Origin of the sequence: Psychromonas saccharinae (assembly GCF_051201515.1) — a bacterium.
Lineage (GTDB): Bacteria > Pseudomonadota > Gammaproteobacteria > Enterobacterales > Psychromonadaceae > Psychromonas.
Genome location: NZ_CP195153.1, coordinates 3094855 through 3115097, shown reverse-complemented (window position 1 = coordinate 3115097; position 20243 = coordinate 3094855). Strand labels below are relative to the sequence as shown.

Below are 20243 nucleotides of genomic sequence, written 5' to 3'. Positions count from 1 at the left end.
CATGTATGACATTGATAATTGGTTTAACCGGTGGTATTGGTTCCGGTAAGTCAACGGTATCTCGTTATTTTTCGGCATTGAAAGTCGAGGTTGTTGACGCAGATATTGTTGCACGCCAAGTTGTTGCTAAAGGACAACCGGTACTACAGCAAATAAAATCACATTTTGGTAAAGATGTATTAATTGATGGAGAATTAAATAGGCCATTTCTTAGGGAAAAAATATTTAAGGATGATGCCCAACGGATATGGCTAAACAGTGTATTACATCCTTTAATTAATAAAAAAATACGGCATGATTTATCGCTGGCAACGGGAAAGTATGTGTTATTAGAAGCACCGTTATTATTTGAAAACAATTTAGATGACTTGACGAATTATAATATTGTGGTCGATATTGACCCCGTATTGCAAGTGAAGCGAGCTAGTGCGCGTGATGGTGTATCGGTTAAAAATATTAAAGCTATTATTAATAAGCAAATTAGCCGAATAGAACGAATAAAAAGAGCTGATTTTATTATTGTAAATAACGATTTATCGTTACGTGATTTAGAGTGCCGCGTCGTCGATTTAGATAAACAATTGCGTGCTTTGTAAATATACCCGTTACCATTTAAGATGCAGCAATCAGCAAGACGAGAGCAGATTCTAGGCATAAAGGTGAAGATCTAACGGGTTAAATCGAGACGTTATAACAACGAAGAAGTTTGCCTCTCGTCTTGCCCTGCGTGTCACTAGCTCGTTTCTTATAAACCATGGCAATACTGCGTTATAATATTCGATAAGGGCTAGCCATTAAAGATGTAAAGTCTTGTTTTTACATCTACCGATAGAGGATTAACGCAGTTAATCGCTCGAAAGGTCATCATGTTACGCCTTGCCTTGGTATCCGAGCTAGTGACTGATAAACGCATCTTGATTGGTAACGGGTATAATTATCGGAAAATTGAGTTAAAGATGCACTGAACTGTATCTTCAAGTAGAATACCCCTTTAAGCATTTTAATTTGACTAAAAACTAGATAAAAACATGATCACTTTTGAATATCCTCTCAACGAAAAAAATCGTAGTTATTTACGTTTTGAATTTTTATTTTTACAAATAAATTCAAGCATCTCTTTTAAACAAACCAGTGATTCCATCGCCTTTTTTAAGGCATTGTTTGATTTGCTCGAATTGACTGAGCGCACTGATATTCGCCACGATTTAATTAAAGATTTAGAGCTTTTATCTGAACAGATGAAAGGGTGGTTGCAGCATAAAGATGTTAATCATACTGCTATTCGTGAATTAATCGCAGAAATTGATCAGCTAAATAATGCATTATTTTCAATGCCGAAGCATCTTCGCTTTTATAAAACGAATCGCTTTTTGACTTCACTTAAACAGCGTTTTTCAATTCCCAGTGGTTGTTGTAATTTCGATTTACCACAGTTTCACTTTTGGAATGAGACTAAGTTAGAGAAACGCCAGGAAGATGCTAAAAAATGGTTTAGTCATTTTGCTAATCTCGAGCAAGCTCTTTCTTTATTTTTAAAAATAAAACGTTCTCAAGGTATTATTACAGACCAAATTGCGCAAGCTGGGTTTTATCAGGGAGAAGTTGAAAATAGTGGATTTATCACCATTAAAGTTGAAAAAGAGCATGCAGTTTACCCGATGATTAGTGGCCATAAAGATCGTTTCTCATTGCGTTTTATTAGCACGACGGAAGCCAATGACAATGCATTAAATATCCCTTTTAAACAAATTATTTGCTAATAAGAGTATTGATTATGAAAGTGAATTGTCCAACGTGTAAAAAAGAAGTGGAATGGAATGCGGAGAGCATTTATCGTCCATTTTGCTGTAAACGATGCCAATTGATTGATTTAGGTGAATGGGCTGATGAAGAAAAAAGAATAAAAGGTGAGCCTGCTAACCCTGATGAGTTGGTCACCGGTAAAACTATTCATTTTGATTAAGGAAATATATTTATGTTATTAACCACTTTTTTAGACAAGCTATCTTCAACGCCTGAATTAATTGCATTCAGTGATACCATGGCGACCATAGATGCATCTTATCAATTTACAGAAACTGCTTTTGAAAATGGCGAGCAAGCTAATGCTGCGGGTGAAAATTCAGGATCTTGTAAAATATTTTCGTTCGCTAAGTTAAACGGCTTAGATAAAATGCAAACATTAGCTTGTTTTGGTTCATATTATCGTGATGATGTCCTTCAAAATCGACAGGGAAATGATCATCAAAATATTCGTCAATTTATGATTAATGGTTGGGAAGGTATTAACTTTTCAGAACAAGCATTAACTGAAAAATAGAGTTAAAGCTAATATTGGGTGTTCACCTCTAAGCTTATTCCGCAGGTCGATCACTCAATACTCTTACTGTGTTTTAATATTGTTAATTCCCTGAAAGCGCTTCATGTTAACCTTGTTTTACCCACGGAGTGGTAGATAAACACATCTTGATTGTTAAGGGGAAATGCCACCCAATGTATTAAATAACCCATCATTATTGTATTTCTTTTACCATCATCAATCTCTACCTTAAAAAATGTTTATCGCACTGCTCACCATACTGTTATTCGACTGCTATTGAAATTAGCATGGTGATATTGAATTTATAATTAAAAAAGAATAGTGTGATGACTTGATTGAATTAATTTAGGATTCAGAGTGGCGCTATCAATTATAAAAGAAATAGCTGATTTAGATTTCTCTTCCTTAATCATTTCATGTGAACGCATTACGTTATGTGCTATCAATGCTGATTTTGCTGAGGAAATTTTTGCAGAATTTAATGCAGATATAACGCGTTATATGGTGCCTAAGCCTGCTGTTAATATAACGGATACCTTAGCATTTATTGATGGTTCTCTTAACGGGATGAAACAAGGTCACGAAATTGTTTTAGCGATTATTAAATCGGATAATAATGAATTTTTGGGATGTTGCGGTTTGCATGGGCGAGGCGAATTAGAATTGGGTATTTGGTTAAAAAAAGGAGCTCATGGCAATAAATATGGTTTAGAAGCAATTAAAGGATTATCAATTTGGCTAATTGATCATATTGAATTTGATTTTTTAATCTATCCCGTAGATAAGGCTAATATTGCGAGTAGAAAAATTCCAGAATCACTTGGTGGTGAAGTTTATAATACCGTTCAAAAAACGTCACAATCAGCTATTGTTCTTGACGAGGTTATTTATAAAATAACCCATGCTAATCTTGTTGCAGCTGTTGCATAGGAAAAATTAATGGAAAATAAACAGGTTTTAATTGTTAATCTCTTTGATAAAAGTGCATTTAAAAATAGTTTTGATCAGCGTATTACAGAAGTCTTTGAACCTTTATCGGTGTCTTATCACACTGTTTATTTAGAGAATATTAACCAGATAACACAATGTAAAGAATATACTCATCTGCTGATTTCCGGTTCAACGGAAAGTGCCATGGAGGAAAACGCTTGGTATGCCGACCTTGCCCGCATTCTTACATTATTTATTTCAGCAGAAAAATCGGTTCTTGGAATTTGCTTTGGTCATCAATTCATTGTTCGTCATTTGCTTGGGAAATCACATGTACGTAAGTCATCAACGCCTGAAATTGGGTGGACGGATGTAACACTCGGAGATAATCCTCTTTTTAATAATATTGGTGTATTTAAAGCCGGTGTTTATCATTACGATGAAGTGTTTGATTTAGGTGAGAAATTTGATGTTATCGCACATTCAGCACGTTGTGAGGTTCATGGTTTTCAAGTGAAAGGAAAACGTATTTGGGGCGTACAGTTTCATCCTGATTTTATGTACCAAGATATTTTTACTTTTGCAGATAATGCGCGAAAAAAAGACCCTTTAGCAAATAATTATTTTTGTAATACACCAGTCTCGATCAACGATTTTAGAAAAAACGATCGCGTTTTTCAAAACTGGTTAGAAATTTAGCTGCAGTTACTTACTGAGGGTATTACGCGATTTCAAGTTTATTTACTCTTTATAAAGGCAGGGGATAGCCGGCTTGGGTAGTTTTTAATGCCGCCGGCAAGAAGTAGTTGATTAACCGCCAGCTAATTTGACTGTGTAACCTTTTTTCTCCAATAAGGATTTTACAAGTTCTCGCTGGTCTCCTTGAATTTCGATAACGAAGTCTTTCACACTACCACCCGTTCCGGTTCGCTTTTTGATTTCTTTCGCCAGTTCCTTAAGGGCTTTTGCATCCAGCTGTAATCCTTTTATTAGTATCACACCTTTGCCTTTGCGGCCTTTTGTTTCTCGATGAATGCGGACAATGCCATCACTTTCAGGTGCTTTTTTAGGTTGTTTTGGTTTATCGATTTTTCCACCATCGGTAGAATAAACAAGGTTAAGATCGCCGAAGTCCATATTCATTTCCAATTAACTATTAGTTCCAATCATTTTAACATAGCAATTCGATGCCTTAAATAAACAATTATTATGTTGCTATTACGACGTTTGTTGGGTTTGTTTCGAATGTTAACAATAATTTAATGTTTTGTTTTGTGGAATATAATTTGTTTTTCCCTTCTTTGGTTCTAACCCATTGTTTTTGTAATCTTTAAATTCTGTTTTTCATTAACGGCTTGGAATTTATTTTGGTATAACCTTTGCAGAGTGACCATAACTAAGCCGTTTTAATAGGACATAATTTTGAATTTAATAGAAAGGTTAACAATAAATTTACACTTAGCGTGAATCGAATTAAAGGGGGGATTATTATTTTGAATATTGATTTTAATAATGAAAAAAATAGGCGTATTATATCCGTATCAAATACAAGTGATAATAGTTATCGTGCATATTGATAGGTTAAAAGCGAGGTAGTTAATGGTTTTATCTGAATTAAAAGTAGGCCAAAAAGCAAACATTATAAGTATGTTGGATATGGATCCAACGATGCGTAAAAAATTGCTTAATTTAGGTTTTTTACCAAAAGCGCAAATTGAAATGCTTCGCCTTGCGCCAATGGGCGATCCTGTTGCTGTGCGTTGTGCAAATAGTAGTATTGCATTGCGTAAATCACTATTAAGTAAAATTCATGTGGAGTTGATTGGATGAGTTTGTCCATTGCTACAATTGGTAATCCTAATTCAGGAAAAACAACATTATTTAATGCATTAACAGGTGCTAATCAACAGGTTGGAAATTGGAGTGGTGTTACCGTTGAAAAGAAAACGGGGCAGTTTGCACTTGTTGATGGAAGTCGAGCTGAAGTCACCGATTTACCTGGTATTTATAATTTGGATGCCGATGGTAATTCCCTCGATGAGCGGGTTGCCTTTGATTATATTATGCAAAATGATCCGGATTTATTAATTAATGTGATTGATGCAAGTTGCCTAGAACGGAGTCTCTATCTCACTTTACAATTAAAGGAGTTAGGATTACCTGTTATTGCTGTTATTAACAAAATGGATGTCGCTGAAAAAAAGAAATTGGTTATTAATGAAAAATCGCTATCAAAAGGCCTAGGTTGTCCGGTCATTACACTGTCAGCACATGATTCAACATCCGTTAATAAACTAACGTCGCAATTACTTACCTTGAAACAACAACATTTAAATGAACCTATTGTTCTCAATTATGGTGAACAATTGGAGCCTTTAGTTATTAAGGGCGCTTTATTTTTAAATGAGCATAAACCGCGCCTACAAACTCGTGCATTGGCTGTGAAATTGCTAGAAAAAGATGACAGTGTGCTAACTCTGCTTAACCAAGCTCAAAAAAATGAATTTTGTCAGTTACAGCAACAAACTGCTTTAAATGTCGATATTGATCTATTAATTGCAGATACACGTTATAGCTTTATTTATGATTTGGTACAGCATGCGGTTCGTTTACAGGGCGTCTTGGGTCGTTCTATTTCTGAAAAAATAGATACCTTTGTGATGAATCGTTTTATTGGCATTCCTTTTTTCCTTTTTGTTATGTACTTAATGTTCATGTTTTCAATTAATGTTGGTAGTGCATTTATTGATTTCTTCGATATTGCGGGCGGTGCTATTTTTGTTGATGGTACGGAACAAGTTTTATCTGCAATTTCGACGCCCGAGTGGATTATTAATCTTTTTGCCTATGGCATCGGTAACGGTATACAAACCGTGATGACTTTTATTCCAGTGATTGCTTGTTTATATCTTTTCTTGTCACTTTTAGAAAGTTCGGGTTATTTAGCGCGTGCTGCTTTTGTGATTGATAAAGCAATGCAATGGATTGGTTTACCTGGAAAATCCTTTGTACCCATGATTGTTGGTTTCGGCTGTACTGTACCCGCTGTTATGGCTGCAAGGACATTAGAAAAGGAGCGGGAAAGGTTGTTAACCATTGTCATGTCTCCATTTATGTCCTGTGGTGCTCGCCTGCCTGTTTATGCTTTATTCGCCAGTGCATTTTTTCCTGAAAGTGGGCAATATATTGTTTTCCTACTTTATTTTATCGGTATTGTGGTTGCCATTTTAACCGGGTTTGTATTAAGTCGAACGTTGCTACCAGGTAAAAGTGAAAGTATGTTTTTAGAATTACCCGATTATGAATTGCCAACGTTACGTAATATTTTAACTACGACTTGGCAGAAACTTAAGGGTTTTATATTTGGTGCGGGTAAAACAATTATTGTCGTAGTTACGCTATTAAATGTTATTAATTCAGTCGGTGTCGATGGTACCTTTGGCCATCAAGATACGGATAGCTCTCTTTTAAGTAAGGGAGCACAGTTTGTTACCCCTGTATTATCTCCCTTAGGGATTACTCAAGAAAACTGGCCTGCGACGGTTGGTATTGTGACGGGGTTATTTGCTAAAGAAGCTGTTGTAGGAACACTAAGTAATCTCTATTCGACTAAAAGTGAAGAAGTCAGTGTCGAACTTACATTGTTTGAAAAACTTAATAATGCGGTACAAACTATCCCAGAAAATTTGTTTGGTATTAATCTCAGTGACCCCTTAGGATTAAGTGTGGGAGATGTTGGTGATTTATCCTCTGCTGCCGATGAACAAGGGGTTGATGTGACGGTATACAGTAAAATTCAGCAGGCTTTTGCAAGTAAAGAAGCTGCCTTTGCTTATCTGCTGTTTATTCTATTATATGCCCCTTGTGCTGCGGCTATTGGTGCCATTGTTAATGAAGCCGGGGCAAACTGGGCGCGTTTTATTGTTATTTGGACAACGACGGTTGCTTATATTACCTCTGTTTGTTACTACCAAATTGCCACATTCTCAATGCAGCCGAGCAGTAGTATTGCGTACTTGATTGCATCAATGGTAATTATTTTAACGGTACTGTACTTTTTAAAACGTACGGGCAGTATTCTTAATAAAGCGGCATCATTATGATTTTACAAGAAATATCAAATTTTATAAAAGATGCTAAACGAATTGAAGAGCAGAAACTGCTTAAACATTTCCATTTAAGCCATCAGGGTCTTGAACCGATGATGGCAGTCCTACTAAAACGTGGTAAAATTCATAAAACAATTAATCAGCGAGGTAGTAGATTACCTCCTGAAATTTATTATAGTTGGACTGAAACCGCACAAATACCCACGCTGACGGTTATTTAAAGAAAATATAACTTTTGTATAAATCGTTTTCTTTGACTAGCAATGCATGTATGAATTTTGTACAATCCCTTTCCTAAATTTTTGACCCATTTTGTTATATGAGGCTTTCATGAGTAGTAAAAAAGTAAACCTATTAGATTTAAACCGAGAAGGTTTACGTGCATTTTTTGTTGAATTAGGTGAAAAGCCTTTCCGCGCAGAACAAGTAATGAAATGGATTTATCATTTTGGCTGTGAAGATTTTGATTTAATGAGTAACATTAATAAGAAGTTACGTGAAAAATTAAAGAATCGCGCAGAAATTGTTGCACCAGAAGTAAAAGTTGAGCAACGTAGTAGTGACGGTACGATAAAGTGGGCGATGACGGTGGGTGACCAAGAAGTTGAAACGGTTTATATCCCTGAAAAAGATCGTGCAACGCTTTGTGTTTCTTCTCAAGTTGGTTGTGCATTGGCGTGTAATTTCTGTTCTACTGCTCAGCAGGGGTTTAATCGTAATCTCTCTGTTTCTGAAATTATCGGTCAAGTGTGGCGTGCCGCTAAAATCGTAGGGGTAACGGGCGAGAGTGGTCAACGTCCAATCACGAATGTTGTTATGATGGGGATGGGTGAACCGCTATTGAATCTTAATAATGTTATTCCTGCTATGGAGCTAATGTTAGACGATTTTGGTTATGCTTTATCTAAACGTCGAGTAACAATTTCTACTTCAGGTGTTGTGCCTGCACTTGATATTTTGGGTGACCGCATTGATGTGGCATTGGCTATTTCATTACATGCCGCAAATGATGAATTACGCTCAAAAATGATGCCGATTAATGATAAATATAATATCGCTGAGTTCTTAGCGGGTGTAAAACGTTATATTGAAAAATCGAATGCAAACCGTGGGAAAGTGACCGTAGAATATTTATTATTAGATCATTTCAATGATTCCACGGATCAAGCGCATGAACTTGCGCATTTATTAAAAGATACGCCCTGTAAGATCAATCTAATACCTTTTAATCCATTCCCCGATAATGATTATAAGAAACCAAGTAATAGCCGAGTGGATCGCTTTAATAAAGTGCTGATGGAGTATGGTTATACGGTTATTGTTCGTAAAACCCGTGGTGATGATATTGATGCTGCCTGTGGGCAATTAGTTGGCGATGTTATTGACCGTACCAAACGTACTATGAAAAAGCGTGCAATGGGTGACAACATCGAAGTGAAGCAAGCTTAATATTGAACTAATAACTTGGTTCGTAGTCGTAAAATTATGAATCAAGTTTTTCAAATGATAAACATCCGTCGTTATTCAACGAAACTCATTTAATCGATAATTATTTCAATCTATTAAATTAATACTTTAATTTTATTTGTATCGTCAGATGTGTGTTTTTTGATGTTTACAAATCGATCCGATAGGATTAATTCCGTTAATAATAAAGCGGAAGTGTTAACGTTCTGTTACTTGTTGCTGATTTACATTGTTATTTTTATTTGAAATAATCATTTTTGTGATTCAAGCCTTGCAAGTCTTGTTTTATTCGACACAATACAAGCATCATTTATGCAATTGCTATTATAATATATCCCTACTTTTTTAATGGGGTTGTTCATTGAGGAAATTATGCGTCAGTTTGTTGTTATCTTTTCAGTTTTATTTTTATTAACAGCTTGTGTTTCAAGTGAAACTACAATAACTAAAAATAATCCTTCATCTGGAGGAAAGACCAAATTCGATCCAAAAGCGGCTGCTGAAATAAGAGTGAAATTAGCCGTTGGACATTTAGAAAAAGATAACATGGCAAAGGCAAAGGAAAACCTTGAGAAAGCCTTGGAATATGAGCCGAATAATGCCGATATATATCGTGTTTTTGGTTACTATTATCAACGTGTAAACGAAAATGAAGAAGCAGAAGAACAGTATAAAAAATCGCTCTCTTTAGATAAAAATAACGCCAGAACCTATGGGGTTTATGGGGCATTTTTGTGTAAACAAGAACGTTATGAGGAAGCCGAAACCGCATTTTTAAAAGCAATTAAAGTATCTAATTATACTGGCGTTGCAAATATTTACGAAAATGCGGCCACTTGTTCGGAAAAATCAGGGAATATTGATAAAGCATTAAGTTACTATAAATCTGCATTATCACATAACCCTAAAAAAACGTATTTGAACTTAACACTCGCTAAGATCTTAATTGATAAAAAAGAGTATAAAAATGCACGTGCAAATCTTTTTCAATTTCAAAAGAGTAGCGGAGTAACTGCCGAAAGTTTATGGCAGTGGATCCGTGTTAGTTATGCGACAGGGAAAAGCGCAAGTCTTAATAAATATGCCACTGCTTTGTTGACCGATTTCCCTGAATCTGAACAAGCCTTACATTATTTGAATCATGACTATGAATGAAACTGAAAATGAAATAACCGTTACGTTAGGTAAAGCCCTCCAGGATGCTCGAATACATGCATCATTAACGATAGAGTCAGTTGCTACACAGCTGAATTTAGGGATTGCGACAGTCGGTGAAATTGAAAATGACTTAGTTGAACTGATAACAGATAATAAAATTCCTGTCATTTATTTACGTGGGTATCTGGCTAATTATGCAAAATTAGTTGATTTAAAAAACTTAAATGAATTTTCAGAATATCAGCAATTATCCTCAAAACAACATAAGTCCAAGGATGCATTTTCTTTGAAAAAGCCGGCTCGTTCTAAACATTACGGTCAAAAGTTAATATTGATACTGGTTGTTTTAGCGATTCTAAGTGGCATTGGCTTTGGTATCCAACGTTTGATTGTGAGTGATACTCATATTTTCGAAAGTATTACGGATTTACTCGACTTTGAGACACCTAAACTTTCAACGGGTACTGTTCAACCCATCGATTTGCACGATAAAATTACAACAACGGATGAAGAAGAATAAAGTTTAACGACGTGTTAGTCTTCTTTTTCCAAGTTAATAATGAATTATAAAGAGTATAAAATGAGTCATTCATCATCTATCATCCGACGTAAATCTACTCAAATTATGGTCGGTAATGTACCTGTTGGTGGGGGCGCTCCCATCACTGTTCAATCTATGACAAATACCCTGACAACGGATGTTGCAGCAACGGTTGCTCAAATTAAACGATTAGAAGCTGTAGGGGCTGATCTTGTGCGCGTGTCTGTTCCTACTATGGATGCTGCTGAAGCTTTTAAACAAATTAAGCAACAGACAAAAATCCCTTTAATTGCTGATATTCATTTTGATTATCGAATTGCGTTAAAAGTTGCTGAATACGGTGTCGATTGTCTGCGGATTAATCCTGGTAATATCGGTAACGAAAATCGTATTCGCAGTGTTGTTGATTGTGCTCGCGATAAAAATATTCCAATTCGTATTGGGGTAAATGGCGGCTCTTTAGAAACTGATATTCAAGAAAAATATGGCGAGCCAACGGCGCAGGCCTTGGTCGATTCAGCATTACGCCACGTCGATATTTTAGATCGTCTTAACTTTGATCAGTTTAAAGTCAGTGTTAAGGCATCAGACGCATTGTTAGCGGTTGAGTCTTACCAGTTATTGGCAAAACAAATCGTACAACCATTACATTTAGGGATTACCGAAGCGGGAGGCCTACGAAGTGGTTCCGTTAAGTCTGCCATTGGTTTAGGTATATTACTGTCTCAGGGGATTGGTGATACATTGCGTGTCTCGCTTGCTGCAGATCCCGTTGAAGAAATAAAAGTAGGTTTTGATATTTTAAAATCACTGCGTATTCGTAGTCGTGGTATTAATTTTATCGCTTGTCCAACCTGTTCTCGTCAAGAGTTTGATGTTATCGCTACGGTGAATGCGCTGGAAGAGCGCTTAGAAGATATTATTACCCCTATGGATGTTTCTATTATTGGTTGTGTTGTTAATGGGCCTGGTGAAGCACTGATATCAGATTTAGGCATCACAGGTGGTAAAAATAAAAGTGGATTTTATGAAGATGGTAAACGTCAACGTGACCGTTTTGATAATGACAATGTCATTGATCAGTTAGAAGCTAAAATTAGAGCGCGTGCTAATCGCATGGATGAAAACAAACTGATCATTAAAGTCTAGAACTCATTTCGTGATACCTCACTATTAAAAACCTGTTAGCCCTCTAGCAGGTTTTTTTAGTTTTTTAATAAAAATATTGTTAATACCCATCTTAATATTTAGCTTATCCAGAATTAAGGTTACATAATCTCCTCGTTTATTTATTCTTTTTTTGCATTTCCCTTGTTTTTTGTATGGTTTGTTGTGTTTTTAGCTTTGATCTCGTTAAAAAAATTTAAATATGTACATCGATACGTTAAAGTGCGCACAAATTTTTAACTGTTAGAGAGGATTAAATGGAAGTTGCACAGAATCACGTCACGGCGTTAATAAGTGGTACGGATACATTATTTATTTTATTAGGCGCGGTTATGGTGTTTGCCATGCATGCCGGATTCGCGTTTTTAGAAGTGGGTACGGTCCGCCATAAAAACCAAGTTAACGCGTTAGTTAAAATTATGTCTGATTTTGGCGTGTCGGCTTTAGTCTATTTTTTCTTTGGATATTGGTTTGCTTACGGCGTTACTTTTTTCGATAGTGCAGCGGTCTTAGCTGAAAATAATGGTTATGAATTAGTGAAGTTTTTCTTCCTAATGACGTTTGCCGCAGCAATTCCGGCGATTATTTCTGGTGGTGTTGCAGAACGTGCTCGTTTTAATCCAATGTTAATAGCGGCGGGGTTATGTGTTGGTTTTGTTTATCCGTTTTTTGAAGGACTTATTTGGAATGCTAATTATGGTTTTCAAGATTGGCTCGCATCGAACTTTGGCGCGGTTTTTCATGATTTTGCAGGCTCTATTGTTGTTCATGCTGTTGGGGGATGGATAGCCTTTGCTGCAGTGATTGTTTTAGGAAGCCGACATGGCCGTTATCGTGGTGGAAAAGTCGTCGCATTTGCACCGTCTAATATCCCATTATTAGCGCTTGGAGCATGGATCCTCTCAGTTGGATGGTTCGGATTTAATGTGATGTCGGCCCAAACTATTGAAGGAATTAGTGGGTTGGTAGCAATGAATTCTTTGATGGCGATGGTTGGTGGGATTCTTAGTTCATTAGTTTTAGGACGCAAAGACCCTGGGTTTATTCATAATGGTCCATTAGCTGGTTTAGTTGCTGTCTGTGCGGGATCTGACATTATGCATCCGATCGGTGCTTTGGTGACTGGATTAGTCGCAGGTGGTGTTTTTGTTTGGCTATTTACATTTGTACAAAATAAATTTCCTCGTTTTGATGATGTATTAGGTGTTTGGCCTTTGCATGGCGTGTGCGGATTATGGGGCGGGATCGCAGCTGGTATTTTTGGTTTAGAAAACTTAGGTGGACTGGGTGGTGTAACCTTTGCTAGTCAACTTATCGGATCATTGACCGGGGTTATTATTGCTGTGGTTGGTGGATTTGTTATTTATAACGTTGTGAATAGTATTTCACCACTTCGTATGACCGAAGACGAAGAGTTTAATGGCGCTGATTTAACTGTCCATAAAATTGGCGCAACCAATCTCAATAATAACTAAAGCTCATTCCGTAACTGAACTTAGGGATATTGGTCTAAGCCATCATGGCAATATATTAAAGGCTAAGGTTTTTTAATCTTAGTCTTTTTACATTCATTACCTGCTTAACTTTCAGTAAGAAATAAACAACGTTAACCAATAAAATAGAACAGCTAATTATGACGATTAGCATAAAGACTAAAATATACCATAACAGACTGATTTATAAGATATTTATGTCGATCTTCTTCGCTCAACACATTTCTGTTTCTTCTATTTGCTATTCAAATTTAAGTTCGGTATTTACGCATATCATTGGTTATTGATTATTGTAATGTAAACAGTGAGGTGTATGCGTTAATTTTAAGCTAACATTAATTTATTACGCGATATCAAGAATGGTCTTAATTTAACTACATTTAAGTGGGTAGTTTTGGTAGGATTGCTCGATTTTTTAAATATATTATATATCTGGAGAGAAAATGAAAATAGTTGAAGTTAAACATCCATTAGTTCAGCATAAACTGGGTTTATTGCGTGAAGGTGATATTAGTACTAAACGTTTTCGTGAATTAGCGCGCGAAGTATCAAGCTTACTGACCTATGAAGCAACCAAGGATCTTGAATTGGAAACCGTTAAAATTCAAGGTTGGGATGGCGAAATTGAAGTGCAACAAATTAAAGGTAAAAAAGCGACTGTTGTGCCAATTTTACGTGCGGGCCTAGGTATGATGGACGGTGTATTAGAGCATATGCCAAGTGCAAAAGTAAGTGTTGTCGGTATTTACCGTGATGAAGAAACACTCGAGCCAGTACCTTATTTCTCTAAGCTAGTTAGTAAAATAGATGAACGTTTAGCACTTGTTGTTGACCCTATGTTAGCGACGGGTGGTTCAATGATTTCAACGCTTGATCTAATCAAAAAAAGCGGTTGTACCAATATTAAAGTATTAATACTGGTTGCGGCACCTGAAGGTTTAAAAGCATTAGAAGAAACACATCCTGATGTTGAAGTGTATACGGCTTCAATCGATAAACACCTTAATAAAAATGGTTATATTGTCCCAGGTCTTGGTGATGCAGGTGATAAAATATTTGGTACTAAATAATAGTCGTTATTATTACTTATCAATATCTTGGAGAATATAATGTCCACTAATTCCGAGCAAGAATTAGAACAAAATGAAGCAGTAACCGTTGACGACTATAGTGCTAATTTGTCGCTACTTCAACAGGTCTTAGCCGGTTCTCAAATGTTGTTTGTTGCATTTGGGGCATTGGTGTTAATGCCTTTAATTACGGGCTTAGACGCTAATGTTGCGTTATTTACAGCCGGTATCGGTACCTTACTTTTTCATATCGTCACTAAAGGTCAAGTACCTATCTTTTTAGCATCATCCTTTGCGTTTATTGCACCTATTGCCTACGGGATTCAGACGTGGGGGATCCCTGCGACTATGTCTGGTATTTTTGCGGCTGGGGTTGTGTACATGGTCATGTCCTATGCCGTGAAATTACGTGGTGTTGATTTTATCCATCGCCTTTTACCTCCAGTGGTCGTTGGGCCAGTTATTATGGTGATCGGGTTAGGGTTGGCACCGCTTGCGGTGAATATGGCTGTTGGTAAGTCAGGCGATGGTAGCCTTGTGTTAATAGAGCAAAGCACAGCAATGATTATTTCGCTTTCATCTTTGTTAACCACTTTATTGGTTTCTACTATGGCAAAAGGTATTTTTAAATTAGTACCTATTTTCTGTGGTGTTATCGTGGGGTACTTGTTATCACTCTTTTTTGGCATTTTGGATTTTACGAGTGTTAGCGCTGCGCCTTGGTTAAGTGTGCCGAATTTTGTTGCTCCTGAATGGAATTGGCATGCGGTGTTATTTATGATCCCTGTTGCCATTGCACCAGCAGTAGAACATGTGGGTGATATTCTTGCTATTAGTAATGTAGCGGGTAAAGACTTTTTGAAAAAACCTGGGTTACACCGTACTTTATTTGGTGATGGTTTAGCCACTAGTGCATCAGCATTATTTGGTGGTCCACCTAATACGACCTACAGTGAAGTCACTGGCGCAGTGATGTTAACTCGCAATTTTAATCCTCGTATTATGATGTGGGCGGCTGTTATTGCGATTTTATTAGCCTTTATTGGTAAATTCGGTGCAATTTTGCAGAGCATACCTTCGGCGGTTATGGGCGGCATTATGATTCTGTTATTTGGCTCAATCGCATCGGTAGGATTAAATACTTTAATTCGCCATCAAGTTGATTTAGCCAATTCTCGTAATCTTTGTATTGTTTCCGTGACATTGGTTTTTGGTATCGGAGGCATGGCCTTTGGTGTCGGTACGTTTAGCCTCCAAGGGGTAAGTTTATGTGGTTTAGTTGCTATATCACTTAATTTACTTTTACCAAGAATGAGATAGTATTAGATACTGATTTATCAATGCACCTTCATCATTATGACGGTGCATTTTTTTTACTTTTTTTCTGTAAACGCATCAACAAACCTATAGATAATATTAGTAATGAGAGAAGCGAAAAACTACCGCCATGGCGAATAGTTATGCCAGACACATAAACCGCATCATTATTACTGCTTTCAAGTGGAAGCGCGTATAACGTTGCATTATTATCTGCACTGTAAGTTGCGACGATACCGTTATAGCCCACCTCATATAAATCAATTAATACATCGTAATAACCAGACGGATAGCTATCCCTGAAGGTTGTGATGACTTCATAGGCATCTTGGTCACTTTGATTGTAGATAGTAAAATCATCGGTGGTGTAGTAATGAATCCATGGCCCACCATCTTTACTCAAATATAATCGAGCATAGACGTTACCAATATCAATCTCACCGTACACATCGGCATCAAAGATCACACTAAAGCTTTGATAAAAGCCGTCATGGTCTGAATCATTATGCAATATGGTCGTGGCATCATAAATATTAAATTCGACTTGGTAATTAGCTGCGAGAGAAATATTTAATGACCTCGATTGAGCCATATTTGCTGATGGGCTTTGTGCCGTTTGTTCCGATATGATGTTTTCCCTGTCTTTTCCGCTTGCTAGACCTGCAATTTGATCGGTTATCAATAGGGTTTTATTTTGCTCGATGATAGCTGCACGATGACTGTCATCGATCGATGAACGCAATCCACCATAGGAAACCGTCGATTGATTATTTGTAATGTCCTCGGCAAGCACTCGGTGACCGCACAGTAAGGTCAATATAATAACTAGCCATTTTAAATAGGTCTGATTAATGTTGTTTGAACGTAATGGGGGCTTATTCATAGTTAATCACCTTATATTCATTTGATAGCGTTATTAAACCAGCGTGAAGATGAATCTAAGCTGAACGAGAGAAATATTGGTTATTTACCGTTAATAGAATTTTTTGATAAAAGATGTGAATTTGATCTTGCTCTAAAGGTTAAAGTGAGGAGGAAATCGCAGCAGAGTAGTTAATTATCATCTACATTAGTTTAATCTAATTTAGTTTTGGCTGGGAGTTTGTATGGAAAAAGATCTCAATAAATACCTTTCAAGCATGAATCGTAGGCATTTTTTAAAATGGGGGGTTGGGGCAGGTTTGCTCACTGGCTTTTCAGGGCAACTCGCGCAAGCTAAAAAATTACCGAGTAATGCCAGCATTTTAATTATTGGGGGTGGTGCTGCGGGGATTTCGATGGCTAACCGTTTTAGTCACGCACTCGATGGTGCAAAAATAACACTGGTTGGTGCAAGAAAAGATCATATCTTTCAACCTGGACAAACCTTAATCGCGTCAAGTTTGTGGAATAAAAACCAAGTCATAACATCAACCCAAGAATGGTTACCCAATGATGTCAATTGGATTTCTGAGGATGCCACTGACTTCAACCTTGATAATAAGCGTGTGTCTTTATCAGATGGGCAAGTACTGTCTTACGATGTATTAATTATCGCAACCGGTTGTCAGTTGAATTTTGAATTAATTGATGGCATGTCAGCGAGCTTAATTGGGAAGCAGGGGATTGGGAGTGTGTATGCCGGACCGGATGGGGCTGCAAAAACTAATACCATGATTCAACAATGTATTGATAAGGGGGAAGGTAAGTCTATTTTTACTTTATCCGATACTTTTATTAAATGTGCGGGTGCGCCACTTAAAATGACCTTCACCACATTAGATAGATTTGAACGTACCGGACAACGCGATCGTTTTGATGTGAGTTTTATGACTCCCTTCAAAAATAAAGTGTTTTCGGTTCCCTACTACAATGAATTTGTCTTGAATCGATGGCAAGAACAAAAGGTAAACTTTTTTGATCAACAAAAATTAACCGCCATTGATGCAGATAATCAACGTGCGACTTTTACGACACCATCGGGAGATAAAATCGAGAAAGATTATGATTTTATTCATGTTGTTCCACCAATGAGTGCACCCGACGCCATTCGAGAAAGTGAATTAGTTTGGCAGACCGGTGGTATGGCGGGGGATTGGGTCGAAGTAGATCAATATTCTATGCAGCACCTTCGTTATCCTGAAGTATTTGCTATTGGTGATGTCGCTGGTGTGCCCTTTGGTAAAACCGCAGCCAGTGTCAAAATGCAAGCCCCAGTTGTTGAACAAAATGTTCTGTCTTTTATCCAAGGGCAACCATTACAAGCAAAATATAACGGCTACACTTCATGCCCGATGATCACCGCGATTGGTAAAGCAATTTTAGCCGAATTTGGTTATGGCGGAGTATTAATGCCTTCCTTCCCATTTATCGATCCGAAGGAAGAATCTTGGGCGGTGTGGATAATGGAAGAAAAAATGCTTCAACCTGCTTATTACGCCATGCTAAACGGAAAAGTTTAAGGAGCTATTATGTCTATTGAAAGTATTTTAGTGGTTTTATATTATAGTGCGAAACCTTATCTTTGGCTGATTATTTTGTTGTTACTCATTCCGATTATCAGCTATTTAGTTAAGCTACCAGTGCGATTAATTAATTCAAAAATTAATATATTAAGCCTTGTTATTGGAGTGTTAGTTGCTTTAGCTGCACCCTCTATAACCTATTCAAAATTAGCCTATGTAAGCACAATAACCGATTGGGCTTCACTTTTTGCGGTGTTAGTTGGTGCGGCAATATATGCTTGGATTACATTAAAATTACTGTTTAAAGGAAGTAATTAATATGACGGTTTACATTCATATTATTTGATTTGAAACAATTGAAAAAGGGTTACTGCGAATTTGTGGTAGGCCTTTTTTCTTTTATGGCGTATGTTTAATTTAATCACTTTAGAGCAAGATTATGACGGAAAAAATGCCAAATAAAATTGAAGCATATATACAAACACTCTCTAATATGGGAGATGTTCTCGATTATTTTGAAATTGGTTTTGATAAATCCTTTTTAATTGAATATGGGGATAAATTGTTTAAACGATTTAATGGTAATGTTATTTTAGCTGAGCCCGAAACTTGGTTTGAATATCGCCGTGCATTAAAGAATGCCTACTGTAAAATTCAACGAGGCCGGTTAGATCCTAAATCTCGCTCGGCCTGCCGAGGTTGTACTTCCTGCGAACGACGTTAATCTTGTCTTTATTTTTTCACAAAATAATATAATTAAATTAATCAACTTTAACCCTGTCTTAACGTTAGATTCGTTATCTTAGTCGACATTGTATTTTTTGATTTAACAATGTCGATAGAAAGAGGACTCATTTGTAATTTAGCGAATTGATATTGTTAAATTATATGATTTACTCATTCCTTCTATCTGCTTTGTATCATCTTAAAATTATTATATTGAATGTAGGGTTGTTGTTTATGTATTGCTTTATGTTTGTGAGCAATAAATGCACAACAAATCCTTTTTATGTTGTTTATGTTGCCTAAAGGATTTTATTTATGTCTTCCATTTTATCGTCGAAGCGTTATTTGCTTTGTTTATTTGTTTTTATTCTATCTGGTTGTGGTGAGCAGCCAAATTCGACACAAAAGGCGGTACCGAATATTCATGTCGACACCTTAACTATTGCTAAAACTAAATTGCGACTTTCTACCGAATTACCTGGGAGAATTTCAGCATTTAATCAAGCAGAAGTTAGGCCTCAGGTAAGTGGTATTATTAAATCTCGCTTATTTACAGAGGGTGCAGATGTTAAGAAAGGGGATGTACTTTACCAAATTGACGCAAAAAGTTATCAAGCAGCGGTTAACAGCAGTAAAGCTCAGTTAGCTAAAGCGATTGCAGATCAAAAAGCAACTCAAAAAAACGTGGATCGTTATAAAGAATTAGTTAAGAAAAATCTGGCGAGCCAACAGAATTATGACGATGCCGAATCCGCTAATGAACAGGCCATTGCAGAAGTTGCAATCCGTCAAGCTGACCTTGAAACCGCTAATATTTTACTCTCTTATACTAAAATTACGGCACCTATTTCAGGCCGAATTGGTTTATCTCATGTTTCCGAAGGTTCATTAGTTACCGCTCAGCAAGACACCAATTTAACGTCGATTATTCAATCAAATAAAGTTTATGTTGATATGACGCAGTCTTCCGTTGCTTTGTATGCACAGCAGCAAGAGTTCAAAAATGCGAATAATAAAGGCAAAGCACAACCCGTTGTACCGGTTCAAATAACATTGGAAGATGGGAGTGAATATGGTCAGTTAGGCTACTTAGAATTCTCTGATTCCCAAGTTGATAATTCAACGGGTAGCGTTACATTGCGTGCATTAGTACCGAACGAAGAACATAGTTTACTACCAGGTATGTTTGTCCGCGCAACAATTGCTGCGCCGGAAGAAAAAGAATATATCATTATTCCGCAGTCCTTGGTGGTTAGAACACAATCAGGTGAACCTACGGCCTATGTTATTAACAGTGAGAATGAAGCAAAACGGGTTGATTTGGTCTTAGGTAGTGAAGTTGAAGGTGGTTGGGTAGTTAAACAAGGTTTAGCAGTAGGAGATAAAGTGGTAATGAGTAATTTATCTAATATTAAAGCCAATCAAACCGTGGTTATCGATACTGAAAATACGGTCTATACAGCCATTAATTCCTATTCAAACAAATAATTAATCAACCCAA

Annotated in this window: 22 protein-coding genes; 20 read left to right on the top strand and 2 right to left on the bottom strand. The window is 36.8% G+C overall.

The genetic code is table 11. The annotated features are described in order from the left end of the window. The first annotated feature begins 5 nt into the window (after window positions 1–5). The 6 genes from coaE to ACR30L_RS13860 all read left to right on the top strand — a co-directional run bounded on the left by coaE (window position 6) and on the right by ACR30L_RS13860 (window position 3949). On the top strand, window positions 6–596 hold the full coding sequence (coaE, locus tag ACR30L_RS13885; RefSeq protein ID WP_435234843.1) for a dephospho-CoA kinase: 591 nt from the start codon (window positions 6–8) through the stop codon (window positions 594–596). Window positions 597–1028: 432 nt separating this feature from the next. Beyond that, the gene (gene zapD, locus ACR30L_RS13880) at window positions 1029–1760 is read left to right on the top strand and encodes a cell division protein ZapD (RefSeq protein WP_435234842.1); all 732 of its coding nucleotides are present in this window, start codon (window positions 1029–1031) and stop codon (window positions 1758–1760) included. A gap of 14 nt (window positions 1761–1774) precedes the next feature. Next, window positions 1775–1963 carry a DNA gyrase inhibitor YacG gene (gene yacG, locus ACR30L_RS13875; RefSeq protein ID WP_435234841.1) on the top strand — a complete coding sequence of 63 codons (189 nt, stop codon included), beginning with the start codon at window positions 1775–1777 and terminating at the stop codon, window positions 1961–1963. 12 nt (window positions 1964–1975) lie between these two features. After that, the gene (locus tag ACR30L_RS13870; protein ID WP_435234840.1) at window positions 1976–2320 is read left to right on the top strand and encodes a HopJ type III effector protein; all 345 of its coding nucleotides are present in this window, start codon (window positions 1976–1978) and stop codon (window positions 2318–2320) included. Window positions 2321–2677: 357 nt separating this feature from the next. Then, window positions 2678–3250, top strand: coding sequence for a GNAT family N-acetyltransferase (locus tag ACR30L_RS13865; protein WP_435234839.1), 573 nt, complete (start codon window positions 2678–2680; stop codon window positions 3248–3250). 9 nt (window positions 3251–3259) lie between these two features. Next, window positions 3260–3949 carry a type 1 glutamine amidotransferase gene (locus ACR30L_RS13860; protein WP_435234838.1) on the top strand — a complete coding sequence of 230 codons (690 nt, stop codon included), beginning with the start codon at window positions 3260–3262 and terminating at the stop codon, window positions 3947–3949. A 111-nt stretch (window positions 3950–4060) separates the two neighbouring features. On the opposite strand, the gene yciH is transcribed toward ACR30L_RS13860, so the two are convergent. After that, complete coding sequence (gene yciH / locus ACR30L_RS13855; protein ID WP_435234837.1) at window positions 4061–4387, bottom strand: stress response translation initiation inhibitor YciH; 327 nt, start codon at window positions 4385–4387, stop codon at window positions 4061–4063. 462 nt (window positions 4388–4849) lie between these two features. Here yciH and ACR30L_RS13850 point away from each other — a divergent pair, with 462 nt between their 5' ends. The 10 genes from ACR30L_RS13850 (at window position 4850) to ACR30L_RS13805 (ending at window position 15575) form a co-directional block, all read left to right on the top strand. Beyond that, the gene (locus ACR30L_RS13850; RefSeq protein WP_435234836.1) at window positions 4850–5080 is read left to right on the top strand and encodes a FeoA family protein; all 231 of its coding nucleotides are present in this window, start codon (window positions 4850–4852) and stop codon (window positions 5078–5080) included. Then, complete coding sequence (gene feoB / locus ACR30L_RS13845) at window positions 5077–7353, top strand: Fe(2+) transporter permease subunit FeoB (RefSeq protein WP_435234835.1); 2277 nt, start codon at window positions 5077–5079, stop codon at window positions 7351–7353. The genes ACR30L_RS13850 and feoB overlap by 4 nt, the downstream gene beginning before the upstream one ends. Further along, window positions 7350–7580 (top strand): FeoC-like transcriptional regulator, encoded by a 231-nt coding sequence (locus ACR30L_RS13840; RefSeq protein ID WP_435234834.1) that lies wholly within the window; start codon window positions 7350–7352, stop codon window positions 7578–7580. Before feoB ends, ACR30L_RS13840 begins: the two co-directional genes overlap by 4 nt. A gap of 109 nt (window positions 7581–7689) precedes the next feature. Then, on the top strand, window positions 7690–8808 hold the full coding sequence (locus ACR30L_RS13835; RefSeq protein ID WP_435234833.1) for a bifunctional tRNA (adenosine(37)-C2)-methyltransferase TrmG/ribosomal RNA large subunit methyltransferase RlmN: 1119 nt from the start codon (window positions 7690–7692) through the stop codon (window positions 8806–8808). A gap of 390 nt (window positions 8809–9198) precedes the next feature. Next, on the top strand, window positions 9199–9981 hold the full coding sequence (pilW, locus tag ACR30L_RS13830; RefSeq protein WP_435234832.1) for a type IV pilus biogenesis/stability protein PilW: 783 nt from the start codon (window positions 9199–9201) through the stop codon (window positions 9979–9981). Beyond that, window positions 9974–10504, top strand: a complete 531-nt coding sequence (locus ACR30L_RS13825; RefSeq protein WP_435234831.1) for a helix-turn-helix domain-containing protein — start codon at window positions 9974–9976, stop codon at window positions 10502–10504. Before pilW ends, ACR30L_RS13825 begins: the two co-directional genes overlap by 8 nt. A gap of 60 nt (window positions 10505–10564) precedes the next feature. Then, a complete protein-coding gene (gene ispG / locus ACR30L_RS13820; protein ID WP_435234830.1) occupies window positions 10565–11674 on the top strand; it encodes a flavodoxin-dependent (E)-4-hydroxy-3-methylbut-2-enyl-diphosphate synthase in 1110 nt (369 codons plus the stop codon). Between the two features lie 275 nt (window positions 11675–11949). After that, window positions 11950–13167, top strand: coding sequence for an ammonium transporter (locus ACR30L_RS13815; protein WP_435234829.1), 1218 nt, complete (start codon window positions 11950–11952; stop codon window positions 13165–13167). Between the two features lie 461 nt (window positions 13168–13628). Further along, window positions 13629–14255: a uracil phosphoribosyltransferase gene (gene upp / locus ACR30L_RS13810; protein ID WP_435234828.1), complete on the top strand. Its 627-nt coding sequence runs from the start codon at window positions 13629–13631 to the stop codon at window positions 14253–14255. Window positions 14256–14294: 39 nt separating this feature from the next. Further along, the gene (locus ACR30L_RS13805) at window positions 14295–15575 is read left to right on the top strand and encodes a uracil-xanthine permease family protein (RefSeq protein WP_435234827.1); all 1281 of its coding nucleotides are present in this window, start codon (window positions 14295–14297) and stop codon (window positions 15573–15575) included. Between the two features lie 34 nt (window positions 15576–15609). Here the strand turns inward: ACR30L_RS13805 and ACR30L_RS13800 are convergent, their stop codons facing one another. Then, window positions 15610–16455: a choice-of-anchor H family protein gene (locus ACR30L_RS13800; RefSeq protein WP_435234826.1), complete on the bottom strand. Its 846-nt coding sequence runs from the start codon at window positions 16453–16455 to the stop codon at window positions 15610–15612. A 223-nt stretch (window positions 16456–16678) separates the two neighbouring features. Here ACR30L_RS13800 and ACR30L_RS13795 point away from each other — a divergent pair, with 223 nt between their 5' ends. The 4 genes from ACR30L_RS13795 to ACR30L_RS13780 all read left to right on the top strand — a co-directional run bounded on the left by ACR30L_RS13795 (window position 16679) and on the right by ACR30L_RS13780 (window position 20230). After that, window positions 16679–18013, top strand: a complete 1335-nt coding sequence (locus tag ACR30L_RS13795; protein WP_435234825.1) for an FAD-dependent oxidoreductase — start codon at window positions 16679–16681, stop codon at window positions 18011–18013. 9 nt (window positions 18014–18022) lie between these two features. After that, window positions 18023–18334 (top strand): hypothetical protein, encoded by a 312-nt coding sequence (locus ACR30L_RS13790; protein ID WP_435234824.1) that lies wholly within the window; start codon window positions 18023–18025, stop codon window positions 18332–18334. A 121-nt stretch (window positions 18335–18455) separates the two neighbouring features. Beyond that, entirely contained in the window at window positions 18456–18740 is a 285-nt protein-coding gene (locus ACR30L_RS13785) for a nitrogen fixation protein NifW (protein WP_435234823.1), read from the top strand. Window positions 18741–19057: 317 nt separating this feature from the next. After that, a complete protein-coding gene (locus tag ACR30L_RS13780; RefSeq protein WP_435234822.1) occupies window positions 19058–20230 on the top strand; it encodes an efflux RND transporter periplasmic adaptor subunit in 1173 nt (390 codons plus the stop codon). Window positions 20231–20243: the final 13 nt, after the last annotated feature.